Consider the following 15,114-nt stretch of genomic DNA (forward strand, 5'->3'; position numbering starts at 1 on the left):
TGCGAGGTGTAGCCGGTATCCACAACGGCGATCACCACGTTCGAGGAACCGGTCGTCACATCCCATGCGGCGGCGACGTTCGCCCCGCCGGCACGCGCGCTGTAACCCCATTGCCGCGGATAAAGCGGATCGGTGGGCTCGTCATGCGCACGCATCCGATAGTCGGGCTCGGCATATTCGATTTCCGGTTGATTTTGCAGGCGCTCGGCGAGCGAGGCCGCCTCGGCAGCATCGACGGGTGCGGAAAGCTCAACGACATGCGCCGCGCCGGACATGGCGTGGGCATGGACCGCGCCAGGTGCCGCGCGACGCGCCCGAGCCCATGAGCCCGCACTGCCGGACGCATCGGCGGGCGTGGCAAGCAGCACCCGTTCCACGACGCTTTGCAGCAAAGCGGCTGACGCGTCCGCGTCCGTCGCGGTAGTGCGTCCTCGGCGCTGGGGCTTCGCCCTGATCGGTCCGCGCTCTTCTTGCAGCTTGACGATGAGCCGGTCCACACGCATGGCCTGCATAGCCGTAGGCGACGAGCTCATGTTGTCCCCTGTTGTTGCGAGGTCGGGCGATTCGGCGGATTCGGCGGGGGCAGCCAGCACAGCGAGCAAGACAGACATGGGCAAGATCGTCAGCAACGCGGTACAGACTCGATTCGGATACGGCATGAGGACCTCCTTGTGCTTTGTAGGAAGCATCAAAAAGCCACATGACCCTATCCCAAAAATTTTGGATCGAAACCTAGCAGGTCGGTTTGGCAAGCATCGGAAGTTTTGAAATTGCTGGGCTCGGCGGCATGAAAACGCTTCGTTGGCGAGCGGGTCGCCGCGGCTCGGGGCCTCGATGGCGTCGACTGCCTTGGACTGGTCCAGGTGCCTTGACTGTCTCAGGTCGTAATAGCGAGGGACGCTGCCAGGTTCCCGTTTGTTTCAGGTGTGCTCGCGTGCGCGTGCTGCGCGGCTAGGTCCTTCTCCGTAAGCCGTCGCGTTACGTCACGAGCACGCGAGCGTTACCGCGCGAACCGCCACAAAGCGCGTCGATTAAAATCGTGCGCGTCTTAGCCATGACTGCACAGTTAAGGCGTGCCACTGACAATGCTCGGCATTCCTTGTTCACTCGATTGTTTCCGCCCTTCATGGGCGATTTTCCGGCACATACCGATGAATTCGCCCGAGAGCTATCACCGATATTCGCAGGACCCCGCTTCCGAGCGTGCCAAGCCGACTGCGCAAGGGGCGCTGGCCCTGACGCTGGAGGCTGCGTATGCACACTTCGGCGAGGGGAGGCTCGATGAAGCGGCACAACTGCTGCGGTCGGTCATCGATGTCGAACCGCATCACGGCGATGCGCTAGAAGGGTTGGCCTATATCGCCGTGCGCCAGCGCGATGCCAAAGCGGCGGCTGACTATTTTGATCGTGCGCTAGCACAATTGCCTGCCACATCGGCACGGTATGCCGACGCCGGCACCGCCAATCAGGCGGCCGGCCGGCATGAGCGCGCTGTCGAGTGCTTTGATGAGGCACTGGCGCTCGCGCCGCGCACGGCCGCCCGAGTGCCGCTTCTGCATGCGGCGGCCGAGTCGTCGAGCGAATTGGGGAATCACGAACGCGCGCGTCAGAGTCTGACGCAAGCACGTGACCTCAACCCGGGCGTATGGCAAAGCCACTACAACCTCGGACGGGTGCTGGGGCTAGCCGGCCACTATGACGAGGAGGTCGCCGCCTATCGACGAGCGATCGAACTGCAGCCCGATTGCGTCGTGGCGTACGTGAACCTTGGCGTCGCTCTGCGCGATCTGCGTCGCTTCGACGAAGCGCTGCGCGTCTTCAAAAAAGCGGTGCAAATCGATCCGAACGATGCGGGTGCCCGCACCAACCGGGCGCAGACGAATCTGCTGCTCGGCGAGTTCGAGCATGGCTGGCGCGAGTACGAATGGCGCTGGCGCGACGGCGGCCAGTTTCATTCGTTCGGGCCGAATGCCTGGCGCGGCGAGTCGTCGCTCGAGGGCAAGACGCTCTTGGTGTTCAACGAGCAAGGGTTCGGCGATACATTGCAATTCGTCCGCTTTGTCGATCCGCTCGTGGCGAGCGGGGTACGCGTGGTGTTGCGCGTACAGGACGCGCTGTTGCCGCTGCTGGCGGACTACCCGGGCGTGGCCGCCGTGGTCGGCGAAGGAAGCGAGCTGCCGCCTTTCGATCTGCATTGCGCGCTGCTGAGCCTGCCTCATGCGCTTGCCGCGTATCGTTCGCCGATTCCTGCCTCGACGCCCTATCTCCAGGCCGACCCGGCGCGACGCCGCGCCTGGCAAGCGCGCCTCGGCTCGACGGGGGACGCCCGGCGAATTGGGATTGCGTGGAGCGGCAGCACATGGCATACGAACGATCGCAACCGCTCGATTGCATTGAGCGCTTGGCAAAGTGCGCTCGAGTGCTACGCTGGACGTGCGGAATTCGTTTCGCTCGTCAACGACGTGCGTGCTGGCGATCAGGATGCGTTATCGCGTTTGCCTGTCGTCGAGGTGTCCGATGGGCTAAATACGTTTGCCGATACCGCAGCGCTGATTGCCGAGCTCGATCTCGTGATCTGCGTCGACACCGCTGTTGCGCATTTGGCGGGCGCGCTGGGTAAGCCGGTTTGGATTTTGCTGCCGTATACACCGGATTGGCGCTGGCAGCTCGAGCGCTCGGATAGCCCATGGTATCCCAGCGCGCGACTGTTCCGGCAAGCCGAGCGCGGCGATTGGAATTCGGCAATGGCGCAGGTACACGAAGCGCTCGCGGCGTTCCTGCGGTAGCGCTGAGACCAGAGCGTCCGGCGCTCACTGGCTGGTAGGTCCCCTCGAGGCTCGTCTCGAGGCTTGGCCTGAGCGTGGTGCCTCGTCAAAACTGTTAGTTTTCAGGAACAGTTGGCTCCGCTAGCCTCCTGGAGGGAGCGCTGGCTCTTTTCGCCTCCCAGGCGTCCCAGCGAAGAGTGAGAGCATGCTCGAATCCCCTAAACCCGATGCGAATAAGCTTCGGACGGCCCATGTCAAACCGGCATCCTCGCAGGCAGGGGCCAGCACTGGTGCGGCTGACTCAGGGCTTCTTAACGAAGGCTCGACCCGGAGCGTCATGTTGCCAGGGGGTGTGCGAAACAAGCGTGGCGCGGGCAGTACGGACAACGCGCCGGCTCCCAAATCCGTCTATGGCGATCCCGTACCTTCTTCGCGGATTGGAGGTCAAACAAGCGCGGGAAGTGGCAAATCAAGGGTAGTGCCCATCCCCATCAAGGCGCTCAACGGAAAGGCTTTTCTGCGCGTAACCAACAGCCATCAACTTGAGGACATTCCGCCCGCGACCGAAGAGTCATCAAGGAAGGCGTTCAATATGGAAGAGGGCGGAGCGAGGCACCTCTTCGACCCGTTCGACGGACTCACCTATCCGGCAAAAGACATAAGCCGAGGCGTCTATCATGTGATCTCTGATGAGATACGCCGAAGTCGGGCCTGGGCCGATCGGGATGAAAATCCCGAATCTATTCGCATTGCATCAGCCGCTTTTCCGGGTGCTATGGGAATCATTGCCTCGAGGCAAGAGTATAGGAACGAGGGCAAATTACCCATCACCAGCCGTGATGCCGTATCGATCCCGGTGGTGCTCCTAGGGCACATGTTCCACGGCGGGAAGCAACCCATCGTCCGCAGCCGGTATGAAAACCCCAAGACGGGACGCAGCGTGACCTACGCGTTGGATTTCAGCGATGTCTTCAAGGCAATCAAGGTCGCGGGCAAATCTGCTGAGATGCCGAGCGCAACAGAGGTAAAGCGCATCCTTGCCGACTGGCAATCGAATCCAGTCCACTCGGAAGACTCATAGCGATGCGGTTTGACCGCGTATGCGCCACGCTCAGCGGACGTTGGGTCTGCGGCAGATGGCGCGCTGTTCGCGCGCATGCCGCAGACAGACCACGGCAACTAGGGCCGCATTACACGCTGTACTTTCACTGAACCGACGCAGCGCCAAAATTCTGCCGCCCGAACGGACTGACCTGATATCCGCTCACATTCGCGCGCGTGATCGCCGCTGCCGTCGGGTAGCCGAGCGGGATCCACAGTGCCTCGTCGTGGATGATCTTCTGCGCCTGCGCGTAGGCCTGCGCGCGCTTGCGTGGGTCCGTGCTCGTGCGTCCCTGCGCGATGAGCTTGTCGAGCAACGGATCGCAATAGCGCGCGAAGTTGATCCCTGAGCCCACGGCATTGCAACTGAAGAGCGGCGTGAGGTAGTTGTCGGGGTCGCCGTTATCGCCGGCCCAGCCCATGAAGAGCAGGTCGTGCTGGCCTTGTTTCGCCTCCTTGATGAGCTCACCCCATTCGATGACTTTGATGTCGGCTTTCACGCCGATCTGCGCCAAATCGGCTTGCAGCAATTCAGCGCCAGCCCTCGGATTGGGATTGAGGACGCTGCCGTTCGGGCGTACCCAAATCGTCGTCGAAAAACCGTTCGGCAAGCCTGCAGCAGCGAGCAGTTGCTTCGCCTTGGCCGGATCGTGTGAATAGGGCGCGATCGATGTGTCGTAGCTCCAGGTGTTCGGCGGGTACGGGTTGGTGGCAGGCTCGGCCGTGTTGTCGAAGACGGTCTTGAGATACGTGGGGCGATCGAATGCGAGATTGAGCGCTTGCCGCACTTTCTCATTGTCGAGCGGTTTCTTTTGCGTATTCAACGCGACAAAGGCCGTCATGAACGCCGGCGTCTCGACAACTTTCAGCGCCTTGTTGGCTTTCGCGGCAGCAACGTCCTGCGGCTTGGGTGAGAGCGCAATGTCGCATTCGCCCGTTCGCACCTTTTGCGCGCGGACGGCGGCGTCAGGCGTGATCGCATAGATCAGGCGGTCGGCCTTCGGCTTCGGCCCCCAGTATTGGGGATTGACGTCGTACCGGATCACCGCGTCCTTGGTGTAGCTTCTCAGCATGAATGGGCCTGTGCCGATCGGCTTTGCATTCATGTCCGTTTCTCTACCCGCCTTTTGCAACTGGCTTGCATACTCTGCCGAGTAGATCGACGCGAAGCCCATCGTCAGGATGGGGAGAAACGTCGCATTCGGTTCGTTGAGTTCGAACCGGACGGTGGCATCGTCGACCTTTGTTACCGCTTTAAGGAGCTTGGCGAGCCCGATCGATTGCGCATGGGGGAAGCCGTTCGGCCCGGCGACCTTGTGCCATGGGTTGGCGGGGTCGAGCATGCGCGTGAACGTGAAGACGACGTCGTCGGCAGTAAGGGTACGCGTTGGTGCGAAGTAGTCGGTGTGCTGGAAGTGCACGTTCGGGCGCAAGTGGAACGTGTAGGTCAGACCGTCGCCGCTCACGTCCCATCTGTCGGCCAGTGCGGGCACGACCTTCTTCGCGGCTTCGTCGTAGGACACGAGCGTGTTGAAGATCACGTCCGCCGACGCGTTCGTCGTCACGAGCGAGTTGAATTGGACGACGTCGAAGCCGTCGGGGCTCGATTCCGTACAGACGATGAGCGGCTTGGCGTGCGAGAGCGCCGGCGCAACAGCGGTAACGGCGGCGATCAGCGCCGCGATCAGTTTGACACGCATGAAATCTCCGAAGGCAATACGGGGTCGGGCTGTTGATGTTCGTTCTTCCGCCCGGCCCACGGGCGAGCTTAGCGGAAGGACGGTGCGCGAACAACGACGGATTCGGCAACAGGATATGTCGCGGCAGCGGGGTACAGGCTTTAGGCATGCATCGAGGCGGCCGACGGCGGCCTATCCGGCAACGGGCGGCCGCTCGTGCGAGGTGCGGCCTCGGGGCGGCGAATCGGAGGAAGAGGGGGCGAGATCCAAGCCTCTAAAACTTGTCCCAATCAGATTCAGCCAAGGCAACTCCGGACGATGCGGTGACGGCCGGAGTAGCGTAACGGGACATTGCGCGCGTTGCCGAAAGGGGTCTTGCCGGCTGCCTCATCGGAGCCCCCGGCGGCGTCTCGAACTGAAGCGCATTGCCCAGCTTAAAAACCGCCACCGCGTCTTGCAGCGCTTTCGCTTGTTCGGCCATCGATTGCGCAGCGGCCGAGGCCTCCTCCACAAGCGCCGCATTTTGCTGCGTTACCTGATCCATTTGAACAATGGCTCGATTCACTTGCTCGATACCGGTCCGCTGCTCCTGCGCTGCGGTTGAAATGTCGGCCATGATGCCGGTGGTGTTGCGTGAGGCCTGCACGATTTCCTGAATCGTACTGCCCGCGTCCTCGGCGAGTGTTGTGCCGCTCTTGACCCGTTCGACGGACTCGCCAATCAGCTCCTTGATTTCCTTGGCCGCGCTCGCGCTACGCTGAGCGAGCGTGCGCACTTCGTTGGCAACGACCGCGAAGCCTCGTCCCTCTGTGCCCGCCCGTGCGGCTTCAACAGCAGCGTTGAGTGCGAGGATATTGGTCTGGAATGCGATACCTTCGATCACGTTCGTGATCTCGGACACTTTTGCCGAACTGTCCGAGATGCCGTGCATCATCTCGATGACGCGGGTGACGGCTTCACCCCCGCGCTCTGCAATCGCCGAAGACTGTACGGCCAGCGCGTTCGCGTGCGCCGCATTGTCCGCGCTTTGACGCACTGTCGCCGTCAACTGCTCCATGCTCGAGGCCGTTTCTTCAAGGGATGCGGCTTGTTCCTCGGTACGCTGCGACAAATCGATGTTGCCCGAGGCGACCTGTTGCGTCGCACTCGATATCGATTCGCTCGCATGCTTGACCCCGTACACGATGCTCGCCAGTTGCTTAACGGCCCGATTCAGCGACTCAGCCACGATGCCGATTTCATCGCGGCGGGCGACGGCGACCCGCACGGTCAGGTTACCCTCAGCCAGCGCATCCGCCCCGTCCACGACCGACTGCAGCGGCTGCATGATCGAGCGCGTCAACCATGCGCCCATCGCGATTGCGATCACAAATGCGGCGGTAGATACGACCCAGACTACCGCGCGTGCCACCGTGTACGCGCGCATGCTGTTCTCGACGGCGGTGTCCATGGCGCTGCGCTCATGCGCGATCAAATCGTCTTGTGCTTTAAATAAAGTCAATCGCAGCGGGACAACACTAACCAGCGTTGCGCGCGCGCCATCGATGTCATGGGCGGCCAATTTATCGAGTACGGAATTCAGGGTGGCGACGTAAGGCGCTCTCGCCTGTTCTACGGCATCGACAAACGCATGCCCTTGCGTTGTCACCACACCTCTTTCAATCGCATGGAAGGTGTCAGCCACAGAGGCGAGTTGGCCGTGGGCTGACTCGATGTCGGCTTGTTGCGCGTCGCTCTGCTCATAAAAGGACCGGTAAACAGTCAGTGCTGAACTCGCAGCCCCTTCTCTCATCTCGTGTGAGAGCTCGACGTTTCGCGCGTAATGGCTGGTGATTTCATGGATGTCCGTATTCATCCGCGCCATGAGCAATAGGGCGGTAATGGAGATCGCCATCAAACACAGCAGGATCGCGCCGAAGGTTACGGAGAGTCGCGTTCTAATTCTCATTCGTTCTACATCAGTTGTTAAAGACAAACTCTGCTACGAGTCAAAGCTTTTTAAAGTTCGCCAGCGGCGAATTCCCGCGCGGCTTCGAACAGGTTCGCGATGGGGGCGGGGCGATGGCGCAGGTATCCCTGGGCAAAGTCGATGCCGATGTCTTGCAGGATGGTCTCGACGGCTTCGGTTTCCACGAATTCCGCAATCGTTCGTTTTCCTGTTGCCCGTGCAATCTCGCCGATGCAGCGTACGGTGGCTTGGTCGACCGGATCGTCGGCCAGACCCTTGATGAACTGACCGTCGATCTTCAGATAGTCGACGGGCAGCGCCTTCAGGTACCCGAAAGAGGATAGGCCGCTGCCGAAGTCGTCCAGCGCAAAGCGCACGCCGCGAGCACGCATCGATGCGAAGAAGCCATGCGCTTCGGTGAGATTGGTGATTACCGCGGTCTCAGTGATCTCGAAGCACAGCTTGTGCGGGTCGAAGTCCAGACAGTCCAGCAGGTCACAGACGTAGCGGTGAAAGTCGCGATCGCTGAGCGATTGCCCCGACAAATTCACCGATACCGTGGCGAGACACGCGCTGTGATGCTTGTGTTGCGCCATGAGTTCGAACACCTCGCGCACCACCCATCGATCAAGGCGCGTAGCCATCTGAAAGCGCTCGGCCGAAGGCAGGAAGAGACCCGGCGAGATCAGTTTTCCGTCGTCATCCACCATGCGCAGGAGCACCTCGCCATGCAGGGCAGTGCCGTCGTCTTCAAGAGCAACGATGCGCTGCCAGTGCAAGGCAAATTGTCCCTTGTCCAACGCCTCCTCAAGGCGACGCGCCCACTGCATGTCGCCGCGGTGCGATTCGATAACTTCGTCGGAAGCCGTGTAGATATGCGCGCGGTTGCGGCCTGCGGCCTTCGCGGCATAGCAAGCGCTATCCGCCGCCTGCAGGACGCTTGCCGCCGTGTTCCAACAATGGTCGAACAAGATGAGTCCGATGCTGGCGCCGATATGAAGATGTCGGCCTCCCTCGCAAAAGCGAAACGCATCGAGCTCTTGGCAGATCTGCTCGGCAATGCGTTGCGCGTCTTTTGCACGACGCTGCTCGAGGAGAAGGCCGAACTCGTCGCCGCCCAGGCGTGCGAAGGTCTCGCCTTCGAGGACGAAGCGCCCGATCAAGCCCACCGTCTGCCTAAGCAACCGGTCGCCCGCCGCATGGCCGCCGGCATCGTTGACGAGCTTGAATCGGTCCAGATCGATGTACAGGAGGGCATAGCGCCCCCCGGATACGCCTGCGTTGTGCACGGCGGCGTGTAAGCGGCGCTCAAACTCGTCGCGGTTCAAGATGCCTGTGAGCGCATCGTGAGTGGCGCGATGGAGCACTTCGCGATGCAGGCGAACCCGTTCCGATACATCCCGAAAAACCAGCACGGCGCCCATGGCGACGCCCGACGTATCTTTGATAGGTGCGACGCAGCACTCGATGCAATATTCCTGGCCGTCGCGGGCCAGCAATGTCGCTGTGTCGCCAACTTCGATAGCAGGGCGTGTCGAAGCCGTCAGGGTACTCGTCGTGCTCAAGCGCGTGGCATCGTCTACGAGTCGAAAGACCTCGTCCGCGGGCAAGCCCTTGGCTTCTTCATTCGACCAGCCGGTCAGCCTTTGCGCGACCGGGTTCAGATACTCCACGTTGCGCTCGCGATCCAGAGCAATCACCCCTTCACCGATGGAGTCGAGTGTCACGCGCAGGCGCTCGTGCTCGGCGACGAGCGCTGCCTGTGCGCGATTGCGTTCGGTTACGTCTTGCAAGACGGACACTGACATCAGACAGCCTTGCTCGTCGCGCACTCTGATGGCCGAGACCACGACGTCTGTCGTGGTGCCGTCCTTGCAGACCAACTGGCGTTCAACGTCCGCAAGCCGGTCAACCCGAAATAATTCGAGAATATCCGTGCGCGTGAAATGCTCGCGAGCCGTGGGCGGAAGAAAGTCAGTTAGGGCACGGCCGATGACCTCATGGCGTGCATATCCCGTTTTGGCGAGCCAGGGATCACTCACGTGGATCAAGCGGCCATCTGAATTGATCGAGTGGAGTATCGCCGGCGTCGATTCGCACAGCCATTGCGAGGGTGGTGCCGCGGGCTCGCCGCCGTGAACGACCTCGGCCCACTGATCTGCCGTAGCTTCACGCGAGTCAACCACGCGCAAGTGGTCGCCGGCTGCCGGGAGGCGCTGCGTCCGATCGTCTGTGCCCATAATCTAATTCGATTAAAAATAGATTATCGGCACAATTTGGTGATAGCCTAGGGAAACTACTTGGTGTGCGACGAAATGTCGTCTTATCGGAGCCTGTGCGCAGGGATGTAGGCAACTACGCATCTGTCGATGCGCCGTGTCATCGAGCGCAAAACATTTCGCTGATGCCCGGCGCGAGGCGAGACGCATGCGCGTGTGTGCGTGCGGGTGGATGAGTGGGCGATACCGGCGGCGTCGACGGTTCCCTCTGTCGTGCGGGTATTGCCTTAGGAGGCCGCTTCGCGTGGCTTCCTGGGCGCTTTCTCGAACACGCGGTCGTAAAGGGCGCGCGGCAAGGCACGAAGCAACGTCGCCGCAATGCGCATCTGCCACGGAAAGACGGCAAAACGAGTCTTGCGCTCAATCGCTCGAACTGCCTTTTCGGCAAAGCGATCGGCGTCCATCAGAAACGGCATCGGATAGGGGTTGCGCGCCGTCATCGGCGTACGGATATAGCCGGGCGCGATCGTCACGACGGCCACGCCGTGCGGGCGCATTTCAACACGCAGCGCTTCCAGATAAGCGAGTGCAGCGGCCTTCGAGGCGCTGTATGCGCCCGAGCCTGGCAATCCACGCACGCCCGCCACGCTTGCGATGCCGACGAGCGTGCCCTGGCGCGCGGCAGCCATGCGCGCGGCAAACGGCTCGAACGTCGCCGCCATGCCGAAGCAATTGACGTCCATGACACGCCGAAAGGCCGCGAGATCGCCTTGCCCTGTAAGGACGCCTTTGCTGATGCCGGCATTGGCGATAACGACGTCCGGCAGGCCGTGCTCCGCGATGAACTGCTCGGCTGCGGCGGCCACCGCATCGGCGTCACACACGTCGAGCGCATAGGTGGTGACGGTACAGGAGGACGCGGCGCGGCGGCATTCGTCCGCGAGGGCGGCGAGGGCATCGCCGCGCCGCGCCACGAGCCCGAGCTTGGCGCCGGCACCCGCGTAGTGTCGCGCGAGTGCCATGCCGATGCCGCTCGAAGCGCCGGTCAGAAAGACCTTCAACGGTTGGACGCGGTTCATGGGAGGGCGCTCAGTGCGGACGTGTCGGCGATTGCCGGCGTGAACGGATTCTCATCGAGGTCCGTTAGCCCTTCTTCGCACGCACTTGGCCGACAAGGTAGTCCATCACTTGCAGCGTGCCGGGCAGGCTGTCGGTCGATGCCGGGCCTGTCACATACTTGCCTTGCACGACAATCGTCGGCACCCCATCGATCTTGTAATCCGAGACCATCTGCTGAACGCGGTTCAAATTGCTTTGGACCGAGAACGAGTTGTAGGCGGCGAGGTACTGCTTCTTGTCGACACCTTGCTTGGCCAGGAAGTCGGCCTGGGCTTCGGGCGTGAGGAGGTAGTCCTTGTTGACGTGGATTTCGTGGAAGATCGTCGGGGTCAGCTTGTCGGCGAGCCCAAGCGACTCGAGCGCAAGCATCATCTTCGAGTGCGGGATGAAGTCGTCGCGGAAGGCGACGGGCACGCGCTTGAACACCACGTCGGCAGCTTGTTTGCTCTTCCACTGCTCGATGTACGGCTCAAACTCATTGCAGTGGGGGCAGCCGAACCACATGAACTCGAGCACCTCGATCTTGCCGGCCGGGACGTCGACAGGCTGCGGCGAAGGCAGCACGGTGTAGTCCTTGCCCGCGACGGGCGCGGACGGAGATGCCTGAGCGACGCCAAGCATGGCGACGCCGACGGAAAACAAGAGTGTACGGATAAGCTTTTTCATAGGGGCTTTTTGGTTATCGGTGATCGAAGAGCTCGATGAACGCGCGGCCGTTATGCGTTCGTCGAGCCGTGCCAGGCACGGCTGTCGTCACTTGAGACTGCCGCCGCCGACCGTTGGTTCAGCGGCGGCGGCTTCGCTGCGGCCACGCGAGCCCTATCTTACTGTTTCGGCGGAATAACGGCCGTGTCGATGCCCGCTTCGGAAAGCCGCTGGCGTATCGTGTTCATTTCCTCGAATTTCGGGAAGGGGCCGATTCGCACACGGTAGTAGGTCGATCCGCCCGCGGCGCGTTGCGTCACCCTCGATTCGAAACCCTGGAACGCCAGGCGTGCGCGCTGCTGCTCGGCGTCGGCGGCGGTCCTGTAGGAGCCAACCTGCAGGAAGTAACCGGCCTCCTCATGCAGATTCGCTCCGTTAGACGGCGCGGTCGAGGGGGTATTGTTCGCATGCGGCGCGCTCACGCTGCCGGGCGGGGGCACGTTCGCGAGTACAGGCGGCTTGTTCGCCGAGTCGTTGCCGTTGTGGGCCTGCACCGGGGCCCGAACCTGGGGCTCGGCCTGTTCCGCCTGCTGGTCGGGCGCCGTGCCGTTGGGCGGCGGCGTCGAGCCGGCGCTGGGCGGCACTTCGACGATCTGGGGCTCTTGCAGCATGCCCGACGGTGGGTTCGGGTTCGTCGCAGGAGCGGCCGATTGACCGGGTGCCGTGTTGGGCGGTGTGTTCTGCGCCGTTTGCGGCACTGGTTGGCCGGGCGACTTGCCCTGCAGTGCGCGGTTCGGGTCGAATTGCTGATCCACGGTGCCCGTGCTCGAGGCGGCGGGCGCGGGGACTTTCTCGACGAACGGCGTCGGCGCGCGCGTGATGTAGAGCGCTACGACGACGGCGATGGCGAGCCCGACTATGAGGCCCAGCACGATACCGAGGAACGTACCCCCTGTCTGCTTCGATTGGTTCGGTTGTGATGCGCTGCGTGGAGAATTGCGGCGGCTCGGTTGTGCCATTGTCTGAATCACCTGCGAAAAAGATTGGGGAATCCCAAAAACGCGAGCGAGCGCGGCGTCAGAGGCCGCGCGGACGTGACGAATACGGCGTACGCGGTGGATGTGGCCATCGATTATAGCGATGGCCACGCACGGCATGCCTGCGGCTACATCTTCATCGGCGACGATACGCCGAGGATTGCCAGTCCGTTGGCCAGCACTTGGCGCGTTGCCGCGATGAGCGCAATGCGTGCCTCGCGTGGTGCGCGTTCGTCAACAAGCACGCGCTCGGCATTGTAGAACGAGTGAAATTCACCTGCGAGTTCGCGCAGATAGAAAGCGACCGCATGCGGTGCCAATTCGGCGGCGGCATGTGCGAGCACCTCGGGATACTCGGCGAGCTTGGCAAGGAGTGCGCTCGCGCGTGGGCTCGTGAGCGGCGTCACGTCGACCGAGGCCAGCGCGGCCTCGTCGCCGCCAAAGCGCGCTTGCCACTCGTTCAGCACCGAGCAGATGCGTGCATGCGCGTACTGCACGTAATAGACCGGGTTCTCGTCGTTTTGCTTCAGCGCGAGGTCGATGTCGAAGACGAACTCCGTATCGGCCTTGCGCGAGATCAGGAAGAAACGTACTGCGTCGCGTCCGCGCCGGATCGTCGCTTCGTCGAGCAGCTCGGGCGACGTTTCGGAGCCGGGTGTCGCACCGCCCGACCATTCGATGAGATCGCGCACCGTCACATAGCTGCCGGCCCGCTTCGAAATCTTCACCTCCTGCCCGTTGCGCATGACCGTCACCATCTTATGCAGCACGTAGTCAGGGTAGCCTTGCGGGATTCCGATGTCGAGTGCTTGCAGGCCCGCGCGCACGCGTGCGATGGTGCCGTGGTGGTCCGAACCCTGAACGTTGATGACCTTCGTGAAGCCGCGCTCCCACTTCGCCACGTGGTAGGCGACATCGGGCACGAAGTACGTAAAGGTGCCATCGGACTTGCGCATGACGCGGTCCTTGTCGTCACCGTACTCGGTCGTGCGCAGCCACAGCGCGCCGTCCTCCTCGTGCGTCTTGCCGGCCGCGACGAGCGCCTCGACGGTCTTCTCGACGCGACCCTCGGTGTAGAGGGACGATTCCAGATAGTAGCGATCGAACTTGACGCCGAACGCCTGCAAGTCCATGTCCTGCTCGTGACGCAAATAGGCGACAGCGAACTTGCGGATTGCTTCCAGATCCTCGGCATCGCCCGCGCCTTGCACAGGTTCCCCGTCCGCCGCGGCAACGGTTTCGCCGTTTAGGTAGGCGCGTGCAATGTCGGCAATGTATTCGCCGTTGTACGCTGCCTCGGGCCACTCGGCATCGCCCGGTGCCAAGCCGCGCACGCGCGCTTGGGTCGATATCGCCAGGTTGCGGATCTGCACGCCGGCGTCGTTGTAGTAAAACTCGCGGTGCACATCGTAGCCTTGGGTGGCGAGCACGTTTGACAACGCGTCGCCGAGCGCTGCCTGGCGCCCGTGGCCGACGTGCAGGGGGCCGGTTGGATTGGCCGAGACGAATTCGATCATGACGTGCTTGCCGGCGTGTCGGGAAGCGCGACCGAAGGCCGGGCCCTCGTTCAGCACCGAGCCGACAACGGCCTGCTTGGCGCCCGTTGTCAGCCGCAGGTTGATGAACCCGGGGCCGGCGATCTCGGCGCCTTCAACAAGCTCGCGCGCCGCCGGCTGAGCGAGGAGCGCGTCGACGATCTGCTGCGCGAGCTCGCGCGGGTTCTTCTTGAGCGGCTTGGCAAGCTGCATCGCCACGTTGCAGGCGACATCGCCGTGGGCGGCCACCTTCGGCCGCTCGAGGGTGACCGACGCGCGCACGTTGGCGTCCCCGCCATCGACGTGGGTGGTGACTTGCTTCACGCTCTCGGCGAGCAAAGTTTCGAGGGTCTCTTTTTGTAAGGGCAGCATGCTGATTCTTGCGGTCGAATGGAGCGCTCGCGCGCGCAGTGGATCGGGGCGCCTCGCGCACCCCTTTACCGGATCGGTCGGCCGGCGCGAGCCGGATGGCCACCGCGCAGTGCGGCGGCAAGTTCGGCAATCTAGCCAGATTTTAGCAGGTGCTAATATGGTTAATCAGCAGCCCGCTTTGCGAGCCACGGCCGCGTGCGGCTATGCGTGCGGCTTTGAGCAGCGGTTCGCCGACGAAACCAAGGGTGAATGGCGGGTGCTTTCACCGGAACAACATGGGGAGCGGGTCATGCTTGTTACTTTCAAATGTCGTTCGGCTCCGGACGTCCTGATGCTGGAGAATTTGGCCAGGTACCTTGTCGGGATCGTCGGCAAGGATTTGGGCAAGCGCGGTGTCATCACGCACGATGAGCTCGATTCCGCCATTGCGAAACTCGAGTCGGCGATCGTGATCGACAAGAAGGAGTCTGAGCAGAAAGAAGGACATTTCCACGAAGGCGAGGACGGACATGAGCGGCACGAGCTGCCGATCGGTCTCGCGCAGCGCGCCTTTCCGTTTCTGGATATGCTGCGCGCAGCCAAGCGAGACAACACGGACGTGATCTGGGGCGTCTGAGCCCCGGAGACTCGCGGCGCGGCATTTGGGGGGCTGTCCGGCGCAAAAGACAAAGAACGCGTACCTACGCCCAAGCCC

At 62.3% G+C, this 15,114-nt stretch carries 10 protein-coding genes and 1 pseudogene; 3 read left to right on the top strand and 8 right to left on the bottom strand.

Annotated features, from left to right (window positions below; genetic code table 11):
* Positions 1 to 659, bottom strand: a pseudogene (locus VL598_RS05180) (hypothetical protein); the annotation flags it as partial.
* 492 nt (positions 660 to 1,151) lie between these two features.
* Here VL598_RS05180 and VL598_RS05185 point away from each other — a divergent pair.
* Both VL598_RS05185 and VL598_RS05190 read left to right on the top strand, forming a co-directional pair.
* On the top strand, positions 1,152 to 2,786 hold the full coding sequence (locus VL598_RS05185; RefSeq protein ID WP_325325623.1) for a tetratricopeptide repeat-containing glycosyltransferase family protein: 1,635 nt from the start codon (positions 1,152 to 1,154) through the stop codon (positions 2,784 to 2,786).
* A gap of 184 nt (positions 2,787 to 2,970) precedes the next feature.
* Positions 2,971 to 3,846: a hypothetical protein gene (locus VL598_RS05190; protein ID WP_325325624.1), complete on the top strand. Its 876-nt coding sequence runs from the start codon at positions 2,971 to 2,973 to the stop codon at positions 3,844 to 3,846.
* A gap of 124 nt (positions 3,847 to 3,970) precedes the next feature.
* Here VL598_RS05190 and VL598_RS05195 read toward each other — a convergent pair whose 3' ends face one another.
* The 7 genes from VL598_RS05195 to argS all read right to left on the bottom strand — a co-directional run bounded on the left by VL598_RS05195 (position 3,971) and on the right by argS (position 14,420).
* On the bottom strand, positions 3,971 to 5,566 hold the full coding sequence (locus tag VL598_RS05195) for an ABC transporter substrate-binding protein (protein ID WP_325325625.1): 1,596 nt from the start codon (positions 5,564 to 5,566) through the stop codon (positions 3,971 to 3,973).
* A 253-nt stretch (positions 5,567 to 5,819) separates the two neighbouring features.
* On the bottom strand, positions 5,820 to 7,493 hold the full coding sequence (locus tag VL598_RS05200) for a methyl-accepting chemotaxis protein (protein ID WP_325325626.1): 1,674 nt from the start codon (positions 7,491 to 7,493) through the stop codon (positions 5,820 to 5,822).
* A gap of 50 nt (positions 7,494 to 7,543) precedes the next feature.
* On the bottom strand, positions 7,544 to 9,733 hold the full coding sequence (locus tag VL598_RS05205) for an EAL domain-containing protein (RefSeq protein WP_325325627.1): 2,190 nt from the start codon (positions 9,731 to 9,733) through the stop codon (positions 7,544 to 7,546).
* Between the two features lie 266 nt (positions 9,734 to 9,999).
* The gene (locus VL598_RS05210; RefSeq protein WP_325325628.1) at positions 10,000 to 10,791 is read right to left on the bottom strand and encodes an SDR family oxidoreductase; all 792 of its coding nucleotides are present in this window, start codon (positions 10,789 to 10,791) and stop codon (positions 10,000 to 10,002) included.
* A 64-nt stretch (positions 10,792 to 10,855) separates the two neighbouring features.
* The gene (locus VL598_RS05215) at positions 10,856 to 11,497 is read right to left on the bottom strand and encodes a thiol:disulfide interchange protein DsbA/DsbL (protein WP_325325629.1); all 642 of its coding nucleotides are present in this window, start codon (positions 11,495 to 11,497) and stop codon (positions 10,856 to 10,858) included.
* A 158-nt stretch (positions 11,498 to 11,655) separates the two neighbouring features.
* The gene (locus tag VL598_RS05220) at positions 11,656 to 12,495 is read right to left on the bottom strand and encodes an SPOR domain-containing protein (protein WP_325325630.1); all 840 of its coding nucleotides are present in this window, start codon (positions 12,493 to 12,495) and stop codon (positions 11,656 to 11,658) included.
* A 146-nt stretch (positions 12,496 to 12,641) separates the two neighbouring features.
* On the bottom strand, positions 12,642 to 14,420 hold the full coding sequence (gene argS, locus VL598_RS05225) for an arginine--tRNA ligase (RefSeq protein ID WP_325325631.1): 1,779 nt from the start codon (positions 14,418 to 14,420) through the stop codon (positions 12,642 to 12,644).
* A 289-nt stretch (positions 14,421 to 14,709) separates the two neighbouring features.
* On the opposite strand from argS, the gene VL598_RS05230 reads away from it, so the two are divergent.
* Positions 14,710 to 15,036 carry a DUF1840 domain-containing protein gene (locus tag VL598_RS05230; protein WP_325325632.1) on the top strand — a complete coding sequence of 109 codons (327 nt, stop codon included), beginning with the start codon at positions 14,710 to 14,712 and terminating at the stop codon, positions 15,034 to 15,036.
* Positions 15,037 to 15,114 lie beyond the last annotated feature (78 nt).

The sequence above is a fragment of the Trinickia sp. genome (genome assembly GCF_035492435.1).
Classification (GTDB): Bacteria; Pseudomonadota; Gammaproteobacteria; order Burkholderiales; family Burkholderiaceae; genus Trinickia.